This window comes from Calditrichota bacterium (genome assembly GCA_013152715.1).
GTDB lineage: Bacteria > Zhuqueibacterota > Zhuqueibacteria > Thermofontimicrobiales > Thermofontimicrobiaceae > 4484-87.
In genome coordinates, this window is sequence record JAADFU010000088.1 from 1 (window position 1) to 23869 (window position 23869).

Genomic DNA, 23869 nt, shown 5'->3' on the forward strand with positions numbered 1-23869 from the left:
TGATTGAAATTTTCTTTTGTGCCGTCCCAGTCCGTGTCAAAAAATCCGGGATAAGTTTTATTGAGTGGCGGTTCCTGATGCGTGTAAACAAATGGGTCATATTGGTGCACCGTGTAAATCGTTCGTTCATCAGAAGAAGGAACAATGTAAGGCAGCCAGTCCATAGCGCTGTAGCCCATGCCGCCGACAAGAATCGGCGTTTGCGTATCGACCTGGCGGATTCCGGTTGTGATTCGCGGGAATAATTGATTCCAATCGTAAAGCGTGCCGCCGTACTGTTGATAAAATTGATCCTGATTCCACAAATCAAACCAGACTTCGTTGGAATTTGGCTCCACCATCAAATCGTAGCCCACAACCGCCGGGTGATTTTTGTAACGCTCGGCGGCGTAAGCCCACATTTGCACCCAGGCATCCTGCGCTGCCTGACTTTTCCAGACCTGATCGTTATAATAGCTGGCGTCAAACCAATCGCCATCTTCGCCCCAGAAAAAAGTAAATTCGCTTCTGCCAGGCCCGGTGCGAAAAGAAATCACCGCGAACATGTCCGCCTGATAAATCATGTCAAGAATATTGTCCAAATTTTGCTGGACGTCGACGTCAAGCACGTAGGGTGGGTTTTCCGTAAAAAGTCCGGCATGGGAAACGTTCACGTAATTCGCCCCCATTGCAGCGAGTCGATTAAAATCTTCCTGAGTGTAAGGCGGACCCAATTTTCCGACTCCCAAAAATGTCGGGCCGTCCAACTCCGGATAGACGCGACGTTGGTAAATATTTGCGCCACGAAGTTTAGTGCTGTCCGTCCAGAGCTGCCATTTATCGCCAGCGTGCAAAATTTCAGCAAAAATTAACAGAAAAAAAAGAAGCATTCCCCAAAATTTATCGTTCCGATATTTCATGTGATCCTCCATTTTTTCTAAAGAACAGAACCTTATTTCTCAACTTTTAATACCAATGACCAGTTAAATTTTACGTCAACTATTTTTATTGAAATTAGGTCGTAGGGGACGCATATATGCGTCCTCTACATTGTTTTTAACGTAATATTTACAAGAATATTTTCTAACTGGTCATTCATATTTTTATTGGTGGAAAATAAGGCCTATTTCAGTTAATCTTGCAACTATTATTCCGCCCGGCAAAAAATTTCACCAACCGTTCAAGAATATTTTGTTCTCCACATTTCTTTTGTATCAACCTTAATCCTTTTATTGTAAATAAGTTAGCATAACTTTTCAATTACCCCTCTTTTCAATTGACATTTTTAATATAATTTCATAGATTACAAAAGTCAATAACTTTTCAAAATGAAAGCGAATTCCAGAAATAGTAATGAAATTTTGCGAGGTTATTCGCATCGTTTTGTTTTTAATTTTTTCGAGCAATGCAACGCCCGATGACAAGGCCGCGGGAACCATATTATCCGCTGCCAGAACTTTATTTTTGAGGTTGGCATGTACAAATATTTTCTGGTTTTCATTGTCCTTGCCGGAGTTTCTCTTTCCCAGGCGCAGGCGCCACAATTTTCAGGACCAATTTTTCAGGGCATTGTTCAATTTGATGAGATTGACGAAGCCTCGGGCATTGCCGCCAGCCAACTCAACTCAGAAATTCTCTGGACGCACAACGACTCCGGCGACTCGGCGCGGATTTTTGCCATGAATATCCACGGACAGCATCGCGGCGTAGTGACTCTCGCCGACGCAGAAAATCGCGACTGGGAAGATATCGCCGTGGGGCCCGGACCTGCCCCGGGAGTTTCGTACATTTACGTTGCCGACATCGGGGACAATTACGCACGCTATCCCACCAAATACATTTACCGATTTCCGGAACCGAAATTTCCAGCGGGAAGCGGAGTGCACGACACGACAATTACTAATTTCGCCCGCATCGCATTTCAGCTTCAGGACGGCGCACGCGATACGGAAACGCTTTTGTCCGATCCGTTCAGCGGCGATTTGTACATCGTTTCCAAACGAGAGACAAATGTCCGCGTTTATCGGCTCCCATTTCCGCAAGATACAACAAACATGATGGTGGCGCATTACGTGGCGACTCTGCCCATAACTTACCTCGTCGGCGGCGATATTTCGCACAGCGGCGAGGAAATTTTGCTCAAGACCTACACCAACGTTTTTTTCTGGCAGCGCGACAAAAATAAGCCGTTGTGGGAAAGTCTTGCTGCAGCGCCGGATACGCTGCCTTACACTCCGGAACCACAAGGCGAGGCGATTTGTTGGGCGAAAAATGATTCCGGCTATTTCACCGTCAGCGAAGAAATGGCAAATATTCCGGCGAATCTTTTTTTCTACCAGCGGCTGCACGCGTCGGGCATGAAAATTCACTCCCATGAACAGATCGATTTTTTTCTCGGGCAAAATTATCCCAATCCGTTCAATCAGCGAACGAAAATTCCCTTTTCCCTGCAAGTTCCGGCACGGGCAAAATTGCAAATTCTCAATCTGCCCGGTCAGTGCATCGCCACGCTCATCGACGAAAATCTCGCTGCCGGCACTCATCTTGCAACATGGACTGGTAAAAATTTTTTCAACGCCACTGTCAGCAGCGGCTGCTACGTTTATCGATTATCTGTAAATCATAAAAAATCTCAAACCGGGAAATTACTTTTTTTGAAATGATGAAACTCTCTTTTCTTTTTTCTCTGAAAAATATTCTTCGCATCTTTCTCATCAGCGCGGCGATTTTTCTTCTGGCAGCGAAAAGCGGATTTTGCCAGTTTTATTCTTTTGCCCCGGAAATGTTGAAAAAATCGGCAACCGATTCCGATAATTTTTTTCAAAATTCCCAACATTCGGAAAATTTTTCCGCGAAGAAAATTCACTACAAACGGCTTGCACTTGCCAGCGCGGGACTGTTGGCGCTGAACATTGCCGCCTATCAACCGTTCAAAGAAACCTGGTGGAATGAAGAGCGCACGCATTTTCACCTCTACCGCGGCTGGCGGCGCACAGTCGGCTGCTGGGATTTTGGCTGGAACGACTCCTACTACGGACACATGGACAAATTGGGGCATTACTATTCCGGCAAAATCATGTCCGAGCAAATCGCTAATTTGAGCAACTGGATCGGATTTTCACGCGACAAATCCCAATGGATAGGCCCTGTCATGAGTTCCCTGTTGATGCTGGAAATCGAAATTTACGACGGTTTTTTCAAAGAATGGGGTTTCAGTCTGGCAGATTTCACCGCCAATGAATTGGGCGCCTTTGCTCCGCTTGTGGGTAAAAAGTTTCCTTTTTGGCGACGATTTTCTCTGAAATTCAGTTACCATCCGTCGCGGCAGCCGCAAAATGAACCCACTTTCATTAAAGACTACGCCGGCATGACTTACTGGCTCTCTTGCGATGTGAGAGAATTTTTGCCAAAAAATTTGAAGAATCATTACCCGCAGTGGCTCAATTTCGCACTGGGCTACGGCGTGTCGAAGCAGGCGCACGGTGATGTGGAAATTTATCTCGCTCCGGATATCAACTGGGAAAAAGTTTACCGCGGCTCATCTGAATCGCTGAAATTTTTTCTTCACGCGCTCAACTATTTACATTTTCCCAACTTCGCGCTCAAAATCACGCCGCAGGTGAAATTTTATTACATTTATTTTTAACTATCAGGTTAAATCTCGACCCTTCGACAAAGCAGCCATTTTCTACAAATATTTTTTTTGTCGCTCGCAATTTATCACTTGATAATTTTCATTTTGTTTATTACCTTATTTCTAATTTCATTAAAACGATTTCCTCATTTTGCTTTTTGTGTATTTACTCTATTCTAAAGGATAAAAATGGATTCTCTGTTTTTCATAGTGGCGGTGATTTTCATCTATGCGGTTGACGTCTTTTTCTTTGTGTGGATAAGTTGCCGCTTTGTCGCCGCGGATAAAATTTCACAAAGCCAAATCATCATCGTCGCCGTCTCCGTTTTAATTTTCACTTTTTTGTTTTTCTCTGCTTTGCTGCAGGCGCCGCTCGCTGTCAAACCGCTAATTTTGGGAATCGCATTTGTCGTCATTATCGGAATTTTCGTGTACAGTTTGCAGACCCATCCTGCGAAAGCTACATTGGCAGGAGTCTTCTTCATTTTTTTTCAATTTTTATTGACTGTTTTTCTTTTGAGACATTTTTGGGACAACAGGTTCATCCAGGCGCTAAAATACATTTTTCTGGAATCGCTTTACTAATTTAAGGAATAAACAGGCAATGCCCATCATCGAATACGACAAAGGAATTCGAATTTCCGGTACGCCGCTTTGGCTCGACGCGGAGAAACGCGCACCGTTATCTTTTATTTCACACGCGCATTCGGATCATGTCCGTCGGCATGACAAAATCATTGCCACTCCGGCGACAATCAGTCTCGTTCATCTCCGTTACAAAAAACAAGAAGCGATTCCGTTAAATTTCGGCGAAAGCTATCGCCTCGATGACGCTACGATTGAGCTTTTCCCGGCGGGACACGTTTTAGGCTCGGCGCAAATTTTCATTCAAAAAGAACATTTGAATATCATTTACACCGGCGATTTCAAAATCGACCGCAATGAAACCACGCTGCCGGCGGCTTTTCGCAGCGCGGATATTTTGATCATGGAGAGTACCTTTGGATCGCCGGAATTTCGCTTTCCGAAAAAGTGGGTCGTCATCGAAAAAATGGCAAAATTCATCGAAAAATGTTTTCAGCGGGGACAGGTTCCAATCGTAATGGGCTACCGGCTCGGCAAAGCCCAAGAAGCAATAAAAATTTTGGGCGATTTGAATTATCAAATCAGCGTGCACGGCTCCATCGAACCGGTGCTGAAAATTTATGAAAAATATGGTGTTCAATTTAATAATTATCAGTCGTTTAACGGAGAAGATTTGCGAGGAAGAGTGCTGGTTATTCCGCCGCATCTTTCTCGCTCGCATCAAATTAAAAAAATTTATAACGCAAAAAAGCTCCTGCTTTCCGGCTGGGCAGTGGAAAAAAAAGCGCGCTACTGGTACGATGTGGACGAAGCCATTCCATTCAGCGATCACGCGGACTTTCAACAGCTAATTGAATACGCGCACAAAGTTAACCCGCAAAAAATTTTCGTCACTCACGGGGTGAAATCGTTTGTGCACGATCTGCGGCGAGAAGGTTTCGACGCTGATTTTCTGCACCCCTCGGCGCAGATGTCTTTGTTTTGATGATGTTGCCGCAAAACGCAAAAGCCCAAAGAGATTAACCAAAAATTAAGCAAACAATGAAACCTGCTAATAAATATTTGTCCCCGGAAGTCATTTCCCTGATGCGCGACGAAATCGCTCACGCAGAAGGAAACGAAGTATTTTTTGTGGGACAAATCGATGAAAACAAAATCGTGACATCGATTCAGGTCGCGGCCCGGGGAAATGAATTTTCCGTGCTTCACATTCAGGAAATGTCCGAGCGGTCGGACGTGATTATTCACAATCACCCTTCGGGAAATCTCTCGCCTTCGCCCAACGACATGGCTATCGCAAATGAACTCTCGCAGGACGGCATCGCCAGTTACATCGTCGACAACGAACTGAGCAAAGTGTACGCCATCGTCGAGCCGATCCCCAAAGAAAAGGAGCTTCCACTCAACATTCAAAAAATCGTCAGTTTTCTCGAGCCGAAAGGACCGGTTTCGCAGAGAATGCCACAATACGAATATCGCCCTCAGCAATTGGAAATGGTCCGCGCCGTGTGTCAGGCGTTCAACGGGAAAAAAATTGGCGTCATCGAAGCCGGAACCGGCGTGGGCAAATCCATGGCCTACCTTATTCCGGCGATTTTCTGGACGCACAACAACAAACAGCGCTGCGTCGTCTCCACGCGCACGATCAATTTGCAGGAACAACTCATCCACAAAGACATTCCTTTTCTCAAAAAGGCTCTCGGGTTAAAATTTGACGCCGTGCTGGTCAAAGGACGCGGAAATTACATTTGCCTGCGAAAAATGGCAGCTTTGAAAAAAGATCAGGAATTTCTCGTGGAAGATGAGTTGCAAGCCGAAACAAATACGTTGCTCGAATGGGCGGAAAAAACCGCCGACGGCAGCAAATCCGATCTCAATTTTATCCCCAAAAATGAAATCTGGGAGTTGTTGGCGGCGGAAAGCGACAATTGTCTGCGCGCCCAGTGTCCTCATTTTCAACAATGTTTTGTAATGAAAGCCAGACGCCGCGCTAACAAAGCAGACATTCTCGTCGCCAATCATCATTTGCTCTTTTCGGATTTGGCATTGCGCGCCATAGGCGTGGAAAATTCAGTTCTGCCGAAATACCATCACGTGGTTTTCGATGAGGCGCACAATATCGAAGATATCGCCACTGACTATTTCGGCGCCCAGGTCACGCGTTACGGATTGACGCGAATCATCTACCGCCTGTTTAATCCCAAAAGCAAAAAATCAAAAGGCTATCTGCCCATGTTAGTCGGTAAGATAAAAGAAATTTCTTTTAACCGCGCTGATTCGTCCATCGACGATATCCTCAGAAAAATTTTGGAGCAAGTCTATCCGCTCAACGACACGGTACTGACGCAGATAACTCAATTCATGGACGATCTGGCGCAATTCGTGTTGGAAAAAGATTCCTCATCGTGGAACGAAAACAAAATCCGCCTGACTAACGCTATTCGCGCCGACATCGTCTGGCAGCAACGCATCTTGCCGCAAGTGGAGTCTTTTTTTTCTCTTTTGAAAAGACTGAGCAGCTTGCTGGAAGCGACGATCAGAGACATGCAGGATTTGGATTTCGGACTTCCGCAGGAACTCATTTCCCTGCTGCAAGACATCGGCGCGCAAAAACGTCGGCTGACAAATGCGCTGCAGGCAATGGTACAAATCATCGTTGAAAACGATGACGAGCATGTACGCTGGATTGAAGTTGTTAAAAGCAAACGGGGACGCCACATCGTTCGCCTGCACATTTCGCCGTTGGATATTTCCGAGCACATGGAAGCGCTCGTCTTCGATCATTTCAAAACAGTAATTATGACCTCGGCAACATTGGCAATTTCGCACAAAAGCGGAAATGATTTTGCATTTTTTTATCAACAAGTCGGGCTAAATCGAATTACAAACAAACGAATTATTCAGAGAAAAATCCCGGCGCCGTTCGATTACCAGCAACAAGCAGTTACCGCCATCCCCGTGGATTTGCCGATGCCCAATGACAAAAATTTCGGCGACGCCATCGCGGATTTTATTTTGCAGGCGATCAAAATTTCCCAAGGACGCGCGTTCATTCTGTTCACTTCGTACAGTTTGCTCAACCGCGTTTACAGCGATTTAAGCAATTTATTGGAATTGTCAGGAATTACAGTTTACAAACAAGGCCAATTGGCGCGGAGCTTGCTGCTGGGCAAATTCAAACGCGACAAATCTTCCGTGCTTTTTGCCACCGATAGTTTCTGGCAAGGCGTGGATGTGGAAGGCGAGGCGCTGGAAAATGTCATTATCACCAAACTGCCGTTCAAAGTTCCCTCCGAACCTTACGTCGAAGCGCGCGTCGAATATATCGAGCGCCACGGGGGAAATGCTTTTATGGACTATTCTCTTCCCCACGCCGTGTTAAAATTAAAACAGGGTTTTGGCAGACTCATCAGAAAAAAAACGGACATCGGATCGGTCTTCATTCTCGACAAACGCATTGTAGAAAAATTTTACGGCAAAGTTTTTTTGAATTCACTCCCCCAATCCCGCATGATTAGCGGCTCATCGGAAAGCGTTTTAGAACAAGTGGCTAAATTTTTCCAAAACGCCAGAAAACGTCACTCTTAATAGCAAATTCGCCCGTCTTTTCTCGCAATTTTTGCCGACCTCATTTCAGGATTGTATTAATTTGAGTCATTTTTGTTCAAATAATTGACTCAAATACTCCATCTATTGTACGAAAATCAAACAATAGCCTTCAAATGCTGTTTCAATTTTGCAAATAAGCCCTTTCAAAAGGAAATATAAGCAAATTCACCATCTCTTCTTGTCAATCATATCTCTTTATTTATTAATTTGTTACATCCAGGACATAAATTATCATTCTATTTTAAAGTTATGTTAGCTCTTGTTTTATTAATTTTTTTTAATGAAAAGCAAGGTACAATTTTTGCTGATTAAAGACTAAATTTGAACCAACAACTCCCTTATCTTTAATAAAATACTAAAATTACGGAGAATTTCCCCATGAACGGCAACGTGATGGTGCGTGTCAATGAGAGACAATATGGTCCGATTTCCGCGACCGAACTGCGTACCATGGTAAGAAAAGGTAAATTTACGTTAAACGATTATGTGTGGAACGATGAGCGAGATGATTGGGTAATAGCGGAAAAAATCGATTCTGTGCGCAAACTTTTTCAGACCGATCATTTAGCAAACACAGATCGCAAAGTAATCGCCATTGCCAGCGGAAAAGGCGGCGTGGGCAAAACTGTCATCAGCGCTTCCATTGGCGTTGGATTGGCAGCAATGGGAAAAGAAGTAGTCCTGGTTGACGCTGATTTCGGCGGCGCTAATCTGCATACCTGTATGGGAATTTTAGAGCCCAAATACACTTTTTTGGACTACTACACCATGAATCGCGAAACGCTGGAAGATATCGTTCTGGACTCTCCGATAGACAACTTGAAACTCATCAGCGGCGCGTGTGGCACTCTTGGGATGGCAAATCCGAAATACTCGCAGAAACAGCGTCTCATCGGAGAGTTGAAAAATCTGCCTGCCGATTACGTCATCATGGATTTAGCCGCCGGATCTTCATTCCATGTCATCGATTTTTTCCTCTCCGTGGACGAAAGCATCGTCGTGACGACGCCGGAACCCATGGCGATTCAGGAATCTTTTGATTTTATCAAATTGTGTCTGCTGCGCAAATTACAACAAACATTCAAAGACGACCCTCAGGCGTTGCAAATACTCGACATTGAAGGCGATGGGAATCTCATCTATTTCAATCAACCATTGGAAGAGATAGTGCAAAAAGTTAAAAACTCCCATCCGGATATAGCAAAAAAAGTGGAAAAAGCGCTTTCAGAATTTCGCCCGCGGCTGATTTTGAACATGGTGATGGAGCCGGACGAAATTCGCGAAGGCATGTCCCTGAAAACAGCGGCCTTTGAACTGCTGTCGTTGGATCTGGATTACATGGGTTACGTTGACTACGACGACAGCATGAGGCAGTCGGCAAAATCGCTGCGACCTTTTATTTTAAACAATCCCAATTCGCCTGCTGCCCGCAGCATTGCGAAAATTATTACGCTCAAATTGTTCAATCAGAAACATCTGAGCGCAATGATGAAAAAATGGCAGTTGCGACGAAAAGTCTATTCCCAGGCGCAGCAATATCCGACATTTGAAGAAAAAGAAACCGACATCATTTGTTCAGTGAAGTGCTTTTACTGGGACGAATGCGAATTTCAAAACGGCGGTATGCCCTGTCGCGTGCGCAACCTGCAGCCGACGATGAAATTTTAGAAGGACTATTTCCAAAAATCTTTTTAAGCAAATTCTCTGATGATGCAAAATCAGGGAGTTTGCTTTTTTTGTAAATATGATAAAATGAAATCCACCACAATCTTCACGCCAATTGCCAGACTCTCTTCGTCAATGTCAAAATATGGATTATGATGAGGCGCAATTTTCCCTGTTTCATCATTTTGGCTGCCAACAAAGAAAAAACAGCCTGGTACGCGATTGAGAAATTCAGACACATCTTCGCTACCCATCTGGGGTTCGTAATCCACAAGATTTTCTTTTCCGACAACATTTGCCGCCGAGCGTCTCACAAGCTCCGTGACGCGCGGGTCATTGACCACTGCCGGCGATGTTTCCACGTTGGAAATTTCAATTTTCACATCAAAGCTGCGCTCGATTCCGCTGATTATTTTCAAAATTTCCGTTTGAATAAGCCCGGCGATCTCCTGTGAAAAAGTTCGAATTGTGCCCGCGAGTTCCACGACTCCGCCGATGGTATTTCGCGCCTGACCGCCGTGAATTTGTCCGATGCTCACTACGGCCTTTTCCCTGGGATCGAGCCGGCGGCTGACGATCGTTTGAATTTGCTGAATAAAATGACTGGCCGCCACAATGGAATCCGCTCCGCTTTCAGGCATGGCGCCGTGTGACAATTTGCCGGAAATTTTCACGTCCAATCGATTGGAGGCAGCCATGAGCGGACCCGACTGCGCGACAACTGTTCCGACCGGCAGTCTGTTCCACACGTGCATGCCGATAGCGACTTCCGGCGCCGGATTTTCCAAAACGCCGGCGGCTATCATCTGCTTTGCGCCGTCAACGGTCTCCTCCGCCGGTTGAAACACAAATTTTATCGTTCCGGAAAATTGCTCTTTCATTTCCGATAAAATTTTTGCGGCAAGAAGCGCCATCGCAATGTGGCCGTCATGACCGCAGGCGTGCATCATTCCCGCATGTCGCGAGTGATAGGGAACTTGATTTTTCTCTTCAATCGGGAGACCGTCCATGTCGGCGCGGTAAAGAATAGTCGCACCCGGATTTGCGCCGGGCAATAGCCCGACAACGCCTGTTTTGCCAACGCCTGTCTGCGGTGAAATCCCTAACTCCTTCAAATACGCCGCGATTGCCGCGGAAGTCTTTTTTTCCGAGAAACCCAATTCAGGAATCTGATGAAATTTGCGCCGCAACTGAATGAGCTCCGATTTGTTTTTGTTAATTTTCTCAAATAATTTATCGCGATTCATTCTACACTCCTACTAAATTTCATTCGCTGATTAGAGGGCTCGCCTCCATAGCCGTCAGTTTAAGCGATTTTGAATTATTGTTTCGTTCAGAATTGTCAATTAGCTATTAGTTCATTTGACAATTAATCGTAGTAATTTGTTTTACAGCTACGTTCTAAACTAATTTAATTGTGAATAGTTAATTGAGAACTGTCAATTGACAATGTGGAAACCAATTTTTCCCTTAAGCTGATGGCAATGGCTCGCCTCGCCAATCTCGAGACTGACAAAATTGAACCAGTTAACAAAAGAGAAAATAAATAGTTAACTGCTTCCGCAGTTTTGATTTACATTTATTACTTACTCAATTTACCAACTTTTTGGAATCGCTCCCCACGAATTTTTATTTTTCAAAGAAAAGCCTTTATTTTTTACAATGAAATTATTATATTAGCGGGTCAAAATAAACCATTGCCACGATGACCGAACAAGATGTCTATGATTGATAAATTAAAAAAATTACGCAAAGATGCAATGGATATTTTTCTTGAGTCGCTCAAAGCGGTCGATCCTATCGCTGCCGTCAAACGATATTTGCGAGTGGAAAATTCAACGCTTGTTGCCGGCGATTACTTTTTTGATTTGAAAAACTTTGACAAAATTTATCTCATCGGTTTCGGAAAAGCGGCATCCTCAATGGCGCGCGGCGTGGAAGAAACTCTCGGCGCCAGGCTCGAAAAAGGGATCGTCAATGTAAAATACGGAGGACTCGATCAATTAAGCCCAAAAATCGAGATACAGCAAGCGGCTCATCCGGTCCCGGACGAGAACGGCGTCAGAGGCGCTGAGAAAATCACAAAATTAGCGAGCTCGCTGGGAGAGAAAGACCTCCTTATTTGCGTCATTTCCGGCGGCGGATCAGCGCTGCTGCCGGCGCCACCAGAGGGAATTACTCTTGCAGAAAAGCAGCAGACAACAAAAGCGTTGTTGGACTGCGGCGCAGATATTGCGGAAATTAACGCCATTCGCAAACACATTTCCGTTGTCAAGGGCGGTCAACTGGCGCGGCTGACTTACCCGGCGACGCTGGTCTCGCTCATTTTATCTGACGTCATCGGCGATCCGCTGGACGGCATCGCTTCGGGGCCCACGGCGGCGGACGAGTCCACTTTTTCCGATTGCCTGGCTATCATGCAGAAATATGATTTATTTGGAAAAATACCGCAGTCAATCGAGGCGCGCCTCCGGCAGGGCGCTGACGGACAAATTCCCGAGACCCCCAAGAATGGAGATCCGATATTCGCCAAAACGCGCAACATCATTATTGGCAATAACTGGCAGGCGGTTTCCGCAGCCAATGAAAAAGCCAAACAATTAGGTTACAATTCGCTTATTTTATCCACTTTTATTGAAGGGGAGACAAAAGATGTGGCGCGCGTCCACGCCGCAATCGCTAAAGAAATTCATAAAACCGGCAATCCGCTACCGCGACCGGCATGCATTATCTCTGGCGGCGAAACGACAGTCACTATTCGAGGCAAGGGAAAAGGTGGCAGAAATCAGGAATTTGCACTTGCCGCAGCGATGGACATCGCCGGTCTCTCTGATACTGTCATGTTCAGCGCCGGCACTGACGGTACAGACGGTCCCACAGATGCCGCTGGCGCCATTGTGGACAGCCGAACTATTGAATTCGCCAAGCGCAACGGCTTGAACCCGTCGTCTTTTTTGCAAGCTAATGACTCGTACCATTTCTTCGAGAAGTTAGGCGATTTGATTTTCACAGGACCTACGAATACCAACGTCATGGATTTGCGGCTTGTCCTTGTCGGATGAGTGCGTTGCGTTTCATTTTTTTTGTAAAATTTAACACCTCTTTGGTGTTAATAGTTGGTTTCGTTGGCGCCAAAAGTGAACGGGAAACAATTAATGAAACAATTGGAAAAATATATAGTTATTTTAAGAAGCTAAGAGTTTCGAGTTACAAGCTGTTGAATGGAAGTGCGATTCTTTAAATAAAATTATGTTTTAGTGCAAAATAATACAATATAGTTCAGTTATTTTGAAATAAAACTTAAATTACTTAATTTATGTCTGTATTTCCCGAAAACATTCTTTTAAAAATTGATTCTCAAAACTCATAACTCAAAACTATAATTAAGAAGCAATAATTCACCGAAATAAAAAATCGAACTAAGAAGCAATCATGGAAACAGATCTTGTCAGTCCCGGAAGTTGGCCCAAAAAAGTGAGTGCTGCATTCGTGCGCTATACGCAATTCAGCCAAACGACGTACATTCTCATTTTAGGCATCATCGTAGGCGTTCTCAGCGGCTTCGTCGCTGTGGGATTTCGCTTACTAATCGCATTTTTTCAGACATTCAGCATAAAAGAATCCAGCGGCATATTGGGCGCGTTACAACAATTGCCTATTTGGTGGAAGATTCTTCTGCCGGTTCTTGGCGGAGCGATTGTCGGCCCAATCATTTACTTTTTCGCGCGGGAAGCTAAAGGCCACGGCGTGCCGGAAGTAATGCAAGCGATTGCGCTCAAAAACGGCGTAATTCGTCCCCGCGTGGCGGTAGTCAAATCTCTGGCGTCGGCGATCACGCTCAGCACTGGCGGCTCCGTCGGGCAAGAGGGGCCTATTATCCAGGTCGGGTCTGCAGTGGGCTCGACAATCGGACAGTGGTTGAACGTTTCTCCCGAACGGCTAAAAATTCTCGTCGGTTGCGGCGCCGCCGCCGGAATCGCCGCCACATTCAACGCTCCTATTGCCGGCGCATTTTTCGCATTGGAAATAATCATCGGCAATTTCGGACTGCTCAGCTTCAGCCCGATCATCATTTCGTCGGTCATGGCGACGGTCATCTCCAGAGCTTTTTTTGGCAGTACGCCGATTTTTGCCGTTCCGCTGTACTCTCTCGTGAGCGTCTGGGAAATTCCGTTGTACATTGCGCTGGGGATTTTCGCCGGACTGGTGGGACTGGCGTTCACCGAATCGGTTTATGCCAGCGAAAGATTTTTTGACAATTTAAAAATGCCGGAATATTTAAAAACGCCTTTCGGTGGGATTTTTCTGGGCGTTTTGATCGTCCTCAGTCCCCACGTTTTTGGCGGCGGATATGAATCTATCGGCATGATGTTGAAAGGAAAATTTGTCTGGCAAAGTCTGCTTTTTTTATTAGTCTTGAAATTGCTGGCAACCAGCGTCACGCTCGGCTCCGGCGGCTCGGGGGGCATTTTTGCTCCGGCGTTATTATTAGGAGCCGCATCCGGAGGCGCATTCGGCAAATTAGCGCATTCTCTTTTTCCTGAGACGACCGCCAGCAGCGGCGCCTACGCCATGGTCGGAATGGGTGCGGTCGTTGCCGCCGCCACGCATGCGCCGATCACTTCGATCTTGATTTTATTTGAAATCACCAATGACTATAAAATTATTTTGCCGGTGATGATCGCCTGCACTATCGCCACGGTTTTGGCTCGTCGACTCAATCAAGATTCAATTTATACCATGAAATTATCTTTGCGCGGCATTTCTTTGAATCAGGGTAGAGAAGAAATCATCATGCGCTCTTTTTCCGTCGGCGATCTCATGCATCCCAAGACGCCGGTTATTAATGAAAAGTCCGGATTGAAAGAAATTATCAGGATTTTTATGAAATATCAAGATCCATTTTACTACGTCGTCAATAACAGAAATGTATTGCGAGGGATTCTGTCCACACACATGGTAAAAAGTATTCTCAGCGAATCAGAAAAGTTAGATCAACTGATTATCGCCCAAGACCTTGTCGAGCCGACCGATATGGCGACTCCCGACATGACACTGGCTGATTGCATGCAAAAATTTGAACGTACTGATTGCGATCATCTGCCGGTAATTGAAAATGAAAAATCGAAAAAGTTGATCGGCACTATCTCTCGAAAAGACATCATTAAACTTTACAATCATGAAATTCTCCGAAAAGACGTTTTGGGCGTCAAATATATTCGCGACTTTGGTTCTGATCAATTACGAAATATGGTGCAGCTTCCGCGGGATTTCAAAGTGGATTTTATTCCAGCGCCAGGAGAATTTATCGGTCATTCCATTCGAGAGTTGAATTTGCGTACGCATTACAACATCACCGTTCTTGCCGTCAAAAAGAAAATTTCAGAAATCGGGCCCAGCAACGAGTTACCGGATCCGGAACGAATTTTTGCGCCCGGAGACATCATGGTCGTCGCTGGCAAAGAGAGCGCTTTGGAGAAATTCCGAAAATTGGCAATCCAGGAGTAAAACCGTGCAAGAGCCGAAAAATCTAAAATTTTGGGCGTCTTCCAGAATACTGATTGCCAGTTTCCTTATCATTATCTTGATAGGCACGGCGCTGCTCAGTTTGCCGCAAGCTGTTCACGGCCAAAGGCTTTCCTTGGCGGACGCGTTGTTTACCGCCACCTCCGCGACTTGTGTCACCGGTCTCATCGTCGTCGACACAGGCGCCAAATTTACGCATTTCGGACAATTGGTCATTTTAATTATGATTCAATTGGGCGGACTGGGAATCATGACTTTTTCCACATTTTTTGTCTTTCTTTTAGTGGGAAAATTTACATTTTCCGAGAGAACAATCATTCAAGAAACCATGACCCAATCACCGTTCAAAAATATTGCCAGTTTGCTCAAGACAATATTTTTTTTCACCGCTTTCATCGAAATCGTCGGCGGAATTTTGCTGGCCTTCAGATTTTTGCCGACAATGGGGCTCCATAAATCGCTCTATTTTGGCATCTTTCATTCCATTTCCGCATTTTGCAACGCCGGATTTTCCCTTTTCTCCGACAGCTTCATCCATTATCGAAGCGACATATCCGTTAATCTGATATTAATTACACTCATCGTTTTGGGCGGGTTGGGCTTTGTCGTGCTGCATGAAATCAGACATTTCATTTTTCAACGCCGTAAAGATAAAGCACGTAAACTTTCTTTTCACTCTCGAGTCGTCATTTCCATAAGCGCTGTTTTAATTATCGCCGGAACCGTCATCTTTTTTCTGTTAGAATGGGGAAACGCCATCGAGAAAATGCCGTTGGCCGGAAAATTTTTCGTGTCTCTGTTCCAATCTATCACCTGTCGCACCGCCGGATTTAATACCGTCGACATTTCCATTCTGAGCAACTCGACGCTCTTTTTCATGATAATTCTGATGTACATTGGCGCATCTCCCGGTTCGTGCGGCGGCGGGATAAAAACGACCACCGCCGGTGTGATTTGGGCCATGCTGCGCGCGCGATTCAAAAATCTCCAGGAAGTCAATATCGCCTACCGTCGCTTGCCGGAAGAAATCGTTTCCAGGGCAATTTCCATAGCCTTTTTTTCCAGCGTTATCATCATCGTGGCAACAATTTTGCTAATGATCACCGAACAGGGAAGCATATCTCACCAGGCGAGCAGGGGGCTGTTTCTGGAAACATTATTTGAAGTGGTTTCCGCTTTTGGCACAGTGGGGCTGTCCACAGGAATCACTTCCACACTGTCCGTAGCCGGCAAAATCATTTTGGCACTCACAATGTTCATCGGCAGACTGGGGCCTTTGACGATTGCGCTTGCCATCGGGCAAAAACAATTGCCATCTTTTAAATACGCCCAGGAAAAACTTCTTATCGGATAGAGGTGAATTAAGTTATGAGAAAATTTGCAGTTATCGGCTTAAGCACTTTTGGCTATTATTTAACAAAATCTTTGTCAGAAGCCGGATTCGATGTCATGGCCGTGGATTCGGACGAAAACAAAATTGACCGCGTTAAAAATCTTGTCTCCAAAGCCATCGTGGCGGACGCTCGCAATAAAGATGCGCTGGAAGGCATCGGCATCACCGATTTCGAAGTCGTCATTGTCAGTCTCGGCGATCAGATCGACGCCAGCATTTTGGTGACGCTTTACCTGAAGGAACTTGGCGTGAAAGAAATCATCGCCAAAGCCTCTACCGAAGATCATGGTAAGATTTTAGATCGCATCGGCGCGACGACGGTTGTTTTCCCGGAGAAAGATGTGGCATACCGTTTTGCGCGCAGTCTGGGAAACGTGAATGTATTGGACGCCATCCCGGTCAGCAAAGGCGTCTCCATCCTCGAATTTGGCCCTCCCAGTTCATTTTTAGGAAAATCTCTGAAAGAACTCGACATTCCCAATCGCTTTGGAATTCAAATCATTGTCATCAAAGAATTAGTGCCGGAAAATCTGGTCATTGTTCCGCGCGCCGATCATATTATCAAAGACAGCGATATCCTGGTAGGCATTGGCAAAGATGAAAATTTTGAAAAACTGCTGAAAACAAAATAACCGATCCGATGCAAATCTTAGCAAAATTTAATCATTATTTCATTGGAAATGTGAAAAAAGTTCCCTATATTTCAAACGTTATTTCAAAATTTTCTTCAACAATTTAAAGGGAGCCTCTTATGCACAACGGCGATTTTGGCAGGTTGAAAGACTTCGACGAATTGCAAGACATTGAACTGCCAGAAAAATTACCTATATTGCCGCTGAGACAGTTTATCGTTTTTCCTCACATGGTCACACCGTTGATTATTGCTCGCGATAAATCGCTGAAACTAATCGAGAATGTGATGAATGGGAACAAATTGATAGGCCTGGTCGCGCAAAAAGACGCAGAGGAAGAAGAACCTTCAGCGCGCACGCTTTATCGCTTCGGAACCGCGGGCTATGTGCTAAAAAAGCTTATTTTTCCCGACAATAGCGTTCGCGTGTTGACGCAGGGAATCTCCCGAATTCGAATCAATCGTTTTGTTCGAAGCGATCCATTCTTTGTCGCAAAAATATCTACGATACACGATACTCTGGAAAAAGATATTGAAATCGACGCCTTGACCAGCAATATTTCCATTCAGTTCCAGAAAATGATCACGCTGGTTCCTACCTTGCCAGAGGAGTTGCAAATTGCCATCATGAACATCGACGATCCGGGGAAATTAGCCGATCTTTTGATATCAAACTTAAATGTTTCACTTCAGGAAAAACAAGAAATTCTCGAGGCGGAGAATATTCGAGAGCGTCTTTTGAAGCTTACCGTGATGATCAATCGGGAAATGCAGGTTCTCGAAATGGGCTCCAAAATTCAATTTCAAGTTCAATCGGAAATCAACAAAAACCAGCGCGAATTTTTTCTCCGCGAGCAATTGAAAGCAATTCAGCAGGAATTGGGCGAGACAGACGATAAAACTTCTGAATTAAATGAGCTCAAACAAAAAATCGAGCAATCAGGTATGCCGGAGAAAGCACAAGAAGAAGCATTGCGTGAATTGACAAGGCTAAAAAAAATCATGCCTGGTTCGGCAGAATATACAGTGGCGCGAACTTATCTCGACTGGCTTGTGAATATGCCGTGGCAGGTTTCGACTCAAGACAATGCTGATCTTGATAAAGCGGAAAAAATTTTAAATGCGGATCACTTCGGTTTGGCGGACGTAAAAGAGCGGATTTTAGAATTTTTAGCGGTGCGCAAGATAAATCAGAGAATGAAAGGGCCTATTTTATGCTTCATGGGCCCGCCCGGAGTTGGCAAAACCTCATTGGGACAATCCATCGCGCGCGCCTTGAATCGAAAATTTATCCGCATTTCTCTCGGCGGCATGAAAGACGAAGCGGAAATTCGCGGACATCGGCGCACCTACATCGGCGCTCTGCCCGGTCGCATTATCCGCAGCATTCACAACGTCGGCGCCAACAATCCGGTTTTCATGCTCGATGAAATTGATAAAATCGGCCAGGACTTCCACGGCGACCCGTCGTCAGCTTTACTCGAAGCGCTCGATCCGGAACAAAATTTTTCCTTTTCCGATCACTATTTGGACGTGCCTTTTGATCTGTCAAAAGTGATGTTTATTACCACCGCCAACTACCCGGATCCAATTCCTCCGGCTTTGAAAGATCGGCTGGAGATCATCGAGCTGCCCGGATACACCGTAGAGGAAAAATTGGTCATCGCTACCAGGCATCTGCTTCCCAAACAGTTGGAGTCGCACGGTCTCGCTAAAAAACATCTGACTATTCAAAAAAAAGCGATTCGTAAAATCATTCAGGATTACACCCGCGAAGCCGGCGTACGAAATCTCGATCGGGAATTAGCAAAAATTTTCCGCAAAGTTGCCAGAAAACAGGCTTCGGGTGAAAATGAAAAAATCACCATCACGCCGGAATCCCTGAAGGAATTTCTTGGACCGGAAAAATTTTACTCGGAAATTTCCGACCGCGTCAGCGAACCGGGCATTGCCACAGGTCTGGCGTGGACGCCCTACGGCGGAGAAATTTTATTTGTGGAATGCACACTGGTCAAAGGCGCAAAAGGACTCATGCTGACAGGTCAGATGGGCGACGTGATGAAAGAATCGGCACAGGCGGCGCTCACTTACGTCCGCGCCAATAGCTCGCGGTTCGGCTTGAATAAAAATGATTTCGAAGACACCCAGTTCCACATTCACGTACCCGCCGGCGCCATTCCCAAAGACGGACCTTCGGCCGGCGTCACGATGGTCGTCGCGCTGCTTTCGCTGCTGACAAAAAAACGGGTGAATCCCAAAATTGCCATGACCGGAGAAATTACGCTGAGAGGGAAAATTTTACCGGTGGGCGGGATCAAAGAAAAATTACTGGCCGCTCGCAGAGCTCACATTAAAGAAGTTGTTTTACCAGCGAAAAACACAAACGATCTCATCAAACTGCCAGAGCCGCTGCAGAAACAGTTGAAAATTCATCTTGTGGAAAAAATCGATGAGGCGGTGAAATTTATTTTCGGATAGCTTTAAACTACATCCCCCCTGCCCCCTTCAAAGGAGTGAGAACTCCCCTCTTTTGAAGGGAATGTTTTTCACGAAAAGCCTCACAAGATTTTTGGGAAAACAAAATAACTGCTTCAGCCGTTTCGTACTTTTCAAATTAAAACTTCCGCATAAATATTAAACTAAAGCTAAAAATACCAATGACCAGTTAAATTTTACGATCATCTATTTTTATTGAAATTAGGTTGTAGGGGACGCATATATGCATCCCCTACATTGTTTTTAAACGTAATATTTACAAGAATATTTTCTAACTGGTCATTCATATAAAAAAAGCACAGCCGCAATGACCGTGCTTTTTTATCAAACTCAAAAAATATTTTCAACTGAAAATTTAAATCTCCATGATTTCTTTCTCTTTTGCCTTGAGAATATCATCGACTTTTTTGACGAACTCATCTGTTAATTTCTGGACATTTTCTTGACCGCGATGCGAATCGTCTTCGGAAATATCGCTGCTTTTTTCAGCCTTTTTCAGCGCGTCATTTGCCTCGCGGCGCGCATTTCTCACGGAAACTTTTATTTCCTCGCCCATGCGCTTGGTTTGTTTGACAAGTTCCAAACGACGTTCCTCGGTCAGCGCCGGAATCGGGAGTCGAATGATATGTCCGTCATTGACAGGCGTCAATCCAAGGTCAGATTTGAGTATCGCTTTCTCGATTTCAGAAATCATGCTTTTGTCCCACGGCTGAATGGTGATCAAACGGGGTTCCGGGACGGAGACACTAGCAGCCTGATTGAGCGGAACAACAGAGCCGTAATAATTAACGCGAATGCTGTCCAAAATAGTAGCGGACGCTTTTCCAGTACGAATTTTATTCAGATCATTCTGAAAGCTGGAAATCGCTTTTTGCATTTTCGCCTCAGCCTGCTTAAAAATATCATCAATCATCTTGAGCCTCACATACTTTAGTTCCAATGGATTCGCCAAGAATTAGTTTTTTCAGATTCCCTTTTTTTCTTAAATTGAACACAAGAATCGGCAAATTATTTTCCATGCACAGAGTCACCGCCGTCGAATCCATCACTTTTAACCGTTTGCGCACAACATCGAGGTAACTCAGTTCGGTGAACATTTTGGCATCGGGGTTCGTAGTCGGATCTGAGTCATAGACGCCGTCCACTTTTGTCCCTTTGATGATCGCATCGGCTTTAATCTCAATCGCTCTGAGCGCCGCCGCTGTGTCCGTCGTGAAATACGGATTTCCGGTCCCGCCGGCAAAAATGACGATGCGATCTTTTTCCAGATGGCTAATCGCTCGGCGACGAATGAAAGGTTCAGCTAACTGTTCCATTTTAATCGCCGTCAACACCCGCGTGCAGACTTCGTTGCGCTCCAGATAATCTTCCAGAGCCAGCGCATTGATGACCGTTGCCAACATTCCCATGTAATCCGCAGAAACGCGATCCATGCCGCGCGCGCTGGCGGAAAGCCCGCGGAAAATATTTCCGCCGCCAATCACAACGCCTATTTCCACACCTAACTCTTTTACTTCTTTCAACGCAAGAGCGACCTCGCGAACGACCTGAGGGTCAATTCCCAGACCCTGTCGACCCACCAGCGCTTCGCCGCTCAATTTCAGCAGTATTCGTTTATATATTGGCTGCGGCATCTATTCAATTCTCCGATTTATTCGCCCAACTGAAATCTGGAAAATCGTCGAATGGAGATGTTTTCGCCAATTTTGCCGATTGTCTCTTTGAGCAATTGTTCAATAGTCTTGTCGGAATCTTTCACAAAACTCTGCTCCAGGAGCACGACTTCCTGATAAAACTTTTCCATGCGTCCCGTTGCAATCTTCTCAGCGATGTGCGCCGGTTTCTTTTCGTTTTCGGCCTGAGTTTTGTAAATGGCCATTTCCCGATCAATCACATCCTGCGGCAATTCCTCACGCTTAACCACCATCGGATTCGCGGCTGCGATTTGCATGGCGATATCCCGAACAAATGTTTTGAAATCATCCGTCTTGGCGACAAAATCCGTTTCACAATTAATTTCGACCAGGACGCCTAATTTGCTTCCCGGATGTATGTAAGCGTCAATAAGTCCTTCTTTAGTCTCGCGACCTGCTTTTTTATCTGCTTTTGCGATTCCTTTTTTGCGCAACAACTCCACTGCTTTTTCTACATCGCCGTCCGTTTCTTTCAATGCATTTTTGCAATCCATAATTCCGGCGCCTGTCATCTGTCTCAATTTTTTTACATCATCTGCAGTTACTGCCATTTCTGACTCCTCTCTATATAAAAATTATTCATTGCTTTCCTGTTCCTGTTCGACTTCCTTTTTTTCTTCAATCCCCGCTTCTTCAACTTCTTCCATCTTCTGAGTCTGTTTCGCCTCAATAATCGCTTCTGCGATTGTACGGGTGATGATATTGATGGATTTGAACGCATCGTCATTGCCGGGGATGGGAAAATCGATATTGTCCGGGTCCGAATTGGTGTCCACGATGCCGATTACGGGGATGTTCAGCCGATTTGCTTCGCGTACAGCGATGGCTTCCTTTTTGACGTCAACGACAAACAAGGCGCCCGGCAACGTGTTCATATCTTTGATACCGCCTAAAACGCGATCCAGCTTTTCCTTTTCCCGTTCAATGCGTAAAATCTCTTTTTTGACCAATTTATCATAAGAACCGTCAGTGGCCATTTTTTCAATATTTTTCAGATATTTAACGCTTTTTTTCACAGTGACAAAATTTGTCAAAGTTCCGCCCAGCCAGCGGTGGTTCACAAAAAATTGACCGCAGCGCTGCGCTTCGATTTTAATGATCTCTTTAGCTTGCTTTTTTGTGCCGACAAATAACACGCTATCGCCTGCTTTGACGACGCGCGCGACTTCGTCGCAAGCGGCCTTCAGCATCGCCAATGTTTTCTTGATGTCAATGATATAAATGCCATTTTTTTCCATAAAGATGTAAGGCTTCATCTTCGGATTCCAACGCCGCGTCAGATGTCCGAAATGCGTGCCCGCCATCAACAAATCCTGCAATGTTACATTCATTCTGTTACTCCTCTGTTTTTTGGGTTAGTCCGCCACTCCTCTTGTTGCCGCGCCAACCGGAGCCTTTTTTCTCCGGCACCCTGGACGCGCAAAAAGAAGTGTGAGTTTTCCACAAAATTAACGTTTCGAGAACTGGTAGCGTTTTCTGGCTCCGGCCAGACCGTATTTCTTGCGCTCTTTTTCGCGCGGATCGCGGGTCAAAAAACCGGCGGCTTTCAAAATGGGACGCAAATCCGCATCGTACTGCAATAATGCACGCGAAATTCCCAATCGCAAAGCGCCAGCTTGGCCGGTGAGTCCGCCGCCTTCAATAGAGGCAACGATATCGATTTTGCCCATGGTTTCCGTGCGTTCCAGAGGCTGCTCGATGATCATTTTCAATGTCTCACGTTTGAAATGGTCCAACAGTGGTTTGCCGTTGACAACAACATTGCCGCTGCCGGGACGAATTCGAACGCGAGCTACCGACTCTTTCCGTCGGCCTGTTGCGTAATACTCGGTTCCTTTCATAAAATCCCTCTTTTTTTAACCGTTCAAATTTTGATTAAAAAATGAATTAATAAAACTAACTTAACTGCAACTCTTCCGGGGTCTGCGCCGTGTGCGGATGTTGATCACCGGCATAAACTTTCAGCTTCTTGTACATTTTTCTCCCCAGACGATTTTTGGGCAACATGCCTTTAATGGCGTGTTCCAAAATTCGTTCCGGGTGTTTCGCCATCATATCCTCGTAAACGATCTCTTTCAAACCGCCGGGATAACCGGAATAGCGTTTGTAATGTTTCTGTTGCGCCTTGCGGCCTGTCACGCGCACTTTGTTCGCATTGATGATGATGACATGATCGCCAACATCGAGATGCGGGGTATAAATAGCTTTATGCTTCCCTTTCAAAATGTGCGCGACCCGCGTGGCAAGACGCCCCAAAACCTGATTTCTGGCATCGACCACGTACCACTTGCGCTCGATGTCCTGGGCTTTTGGTGTAATCGTCTTCACGTTTGGTCTCCTGTTTTTCTTTCATACGATTTACTAATTCTTTCCTGATTTTAAAATCAATAAATATAATAAAATCGAATCAAATAATCAAGCCTTTTTTTGCTCGCGGCGGATGTTTCCCGAAAAATTTCGCGAGAACATTCTCTGCCGGACTTGTTTAAAAATTTGCCACGGATTGACACTGATTTTCACAGATATTTCTTTGCTGATTAATACACGGCAGTATTTTCTTGTTAACGATAATTCAAAACTAAAACCCATAAAATCCGTGCAGATCCGTGTCAATCAGTGGCTAAAAAAGAGATGGATTAAACTAATCGCGCATGAAC

The 23869-nt window shown here is 45.2% G+C and carries 19 protein-coding genes; 11 read left to right on the forward strand and 8 right to left on the reverse strand.

Going from position 1 to position 23869, the window contains the following annotated elements:
• Nucleotides 1–899: glycoside hydrolase family 5 protein (locus tag GXO74_06875; GenBank protein ID NOZ61388.1), on the reverse strand; the 899-nt coding region annotated here is incomplete at its 3' end.
• Between the two features lie 555 nt (nt 900–1454).
• Here GXO74_06875 and GXO74_06880 point away from each other — a divergent pair.
• The 6 genes from GXO74_06880 to GXO74_06905 all read left to right on the forward strand — a co-directional run bounded on the left by GXO74_06880 (nt 1455) and on the right by GXO74_06905 (nt 9475).
• On the forward strand, nt 1455–2642 hold the full coding sequence (locus GXO74_06880) for a T9SS type A sorting domain-containing protein (GenBank protein ID NOZ61389.1): 1188 nt from the start codon (nt 1455–1457) through the stop codon (nt 2640–2642).
• On the forward strand, nt 2639–3625 hold the full coding sequence (locus GXO74_06885) for a DUF2279 domain-containing protein (GenBank protein NOZ61390.1): 987 nt from the start codon (nt 2639–2641) through the stop codon (nt 3623–3625). The genes GXO74_06880 and GXO74_06885 overlap by 4 nt, the downstream gene beginning before the upstream one ends.
• Before the next feature lie 177 nt (nt 3626–3802).
• A complete protein-coding gene (locus tag GXO74_06890) occupies nt 3803–4198 on the forward strand; it encodes a hypothetical protein (protein NOZ61391.1) in 396 nt (131 codons plus the stop codon).
• A gap of 19 nt (nt 4199–4217) precedes the next feature.
• Entirely contained in the window at nt 4218–5183 is a 966-nt protein-coding gene (locus tag GXO74_06895) for a hypothetical protein (protein ID NOZ61392.1), read from the forward strand.
• Between the two features lie 56 nt (nt 5184–5239).
• Nucleotides 5240–7786 carry a DEAD/DEAH box helicase family protein gene (locus GXO74_06900; GenBank protein ID NOZ61393.1) on the forward strand — a complete coding sequence of 849 codons (2547 nt, stop codon included), beginning with the start codon at nt 5240–5242 and terminating at the stop codon, nt 7784–7786.
• A 399-nt stretch (nt 7787–8185) separates the two neighbouring features.
• Nucleotides 8186–9475, forward strand: a complete 1290-nt coding sequence (locus GXO74_06905; protein NOZ61394.1) for a P-loop NTPase — start codon at nt 8186–8188, stop codon at nt 9473–9475.
• Nucleotides 9476–9525: 50 nt separating this feature from the next.
• Here the strand turns inward: GXO74_06905 and GXO74_06910 are convergent, their stop codons facing one another.
• Nucleotides 9526–10719, reverse strand: a complete 1194-nt coding sequence (locus GXO74_06910) for an amidohydrolase (GenBank protein NOZ61395.1) — start codon at nt 10717–10719, stop codon at nt 9526–9528.
• A gap of 471 nt (nt 10720–11190) precedes the next feature.
• On the opposite strand from GXO74_06910, the gene GXO74_06915 reads away from it, so the two are divergent.
• The 5 genes from GXO74_06915 (at nt 11191) to lon (ending at nt 19500) form a co-directional block, all read left to right on the forward strand.
• Nucleotides 11191–12534 carry a glycerate kinase gene (locus tag GXO74_06915; protein ID NOZ61396.1) on the forward strand — a complete coding sequence of 448 codons (1344 nt, stop codon included), beginning with the start codon at nt 11191–11193 and terminating at the stop codon, nt 12532–12534.
• Between the two features lie 370 nt (nt 12535–12904).
• A complete protein-coding gene (locus tag GXO74_06920; protein NOZ61397.1) occupies nt 12905–14980 on the forward strand; it encodes a CBS domain-containing protein in 2076 nt (691 codons plus the stop codon).
• 4 nt (nt 14981–14984) lie between these two features.
• Nucleotides 14985–16352: a hypothetical protein gene (locus tag GXO74_06925; GenBank protein NOZ61398.1), complete on the forward strand. Its 1368-nt coding sequence runs from the start codon at nt 14985–14987 to the stop codon at nt 16350–16352.
• Nucleotides 16353–16366: 14 nt separating this feature from the next.
• A complete protein-coding gene (locus GXO74_06930) occupies nt 16367–17023 on the forward strand; it encodes a TrkA family potassium uptake protein (GenBank protein NOZ61399.1) in 657 nt (218 codons plus the stop codon).
• Between the two features lie 119 nt (nt 17024–17142).
• The gene (lon, locus tag GXO74_06935; protein ID NOZ61400.1) at nt 17143–19500 is read left to right on the forward strand and encodes an endopeptidase La; all 2358 of its coding nucleotides are present in this window, start codon (nt 17143–17145) and stop codon (nt 19498–19500) included.
• A 373-nt stretch (nt 19501–19873) separates the two neighbouring features.
• On the opposite strand, the gene frr is transcribed toward lon, so the two are convergent.
• From frr to rplM, 6 genes are all read right to left on the reverse strand, one after another.
• The gene (gene frr / locus GXO74_06940; GenBank protein ID NOZ61401.1) at nt 19874–20431 is read right to left on the reverse strand and encodes a ribosome recycling factor; all 558 of its coding nucleotides are present in this window, start codon (nt 20429–20431) and stop codon (nt 19874–19876) included.
• Nucleotides 20424–21152 (reverse strand): UMP kinase, encoded by a 729-nt coding sequence (locus tag GXO74_06945; GenBank protein ID NOZ61402.1) that lies wholly within the window; start codon nt 21150–21152, stop codon nt 20424–20426. The genes frr and GXO74_06945 overlap by 8 nt, the downstream gene beginning before the upstream one ends.
• Nucleotides 21153–21169: 17 nt before the next feature.
• Nucleotides 21170–21763, reverse strand: coding sequence for a translation elongation factor Ts (tsf, locus tag GXO74_06950; protein ID NOZ61403.1), 594 nt, complete (start codon nt 21761–21763; stop codon nt 21170–21172).
• Between the two features lie 24 nt (nt 21764–21787).
• The gene (gene rpsB, locus GXO74_06955; protein ID NOZ61404.1) at nt 21788–22543 is read right to left on the reverse strand and encodes a 30S ribosomal protein S2; all 756 of its coding nucleotides are present in this window, start codon (nt 22541–22543) and stop codon (nt 21788–21790) included.
• 117 nt (nt 22544–22660) lie between these two features.
• Nucleotides 22661–23053: a 30S ribosomal protein S9 gene (gene rpsI, locus GXO74_06960; GenBank protein ID NOZ61405.1), complete on the reverse strand. Its 393-nt coding sequence runs from the start codon at nt 23051–23053 to the stop codon at nt 22661–22663.
• A gap of 55 nt (nt 23054–23108) precedes the next feature.
• Nucleotides 23109–23540 carry a 50S ribosomal protein L13 gene (rplM, locus tag GXO74_06965; protein ID NOZ61406.1) on the reverse strand — a complete coding sequence of 144 codons (432 nt, stop codon included), beginning with the start codon at nt 23538–23540 and terminating at the stop codon, nt 23109–23111.
• Nucleotides 23541–23869 lie beyond the last annotated feature (329 nt).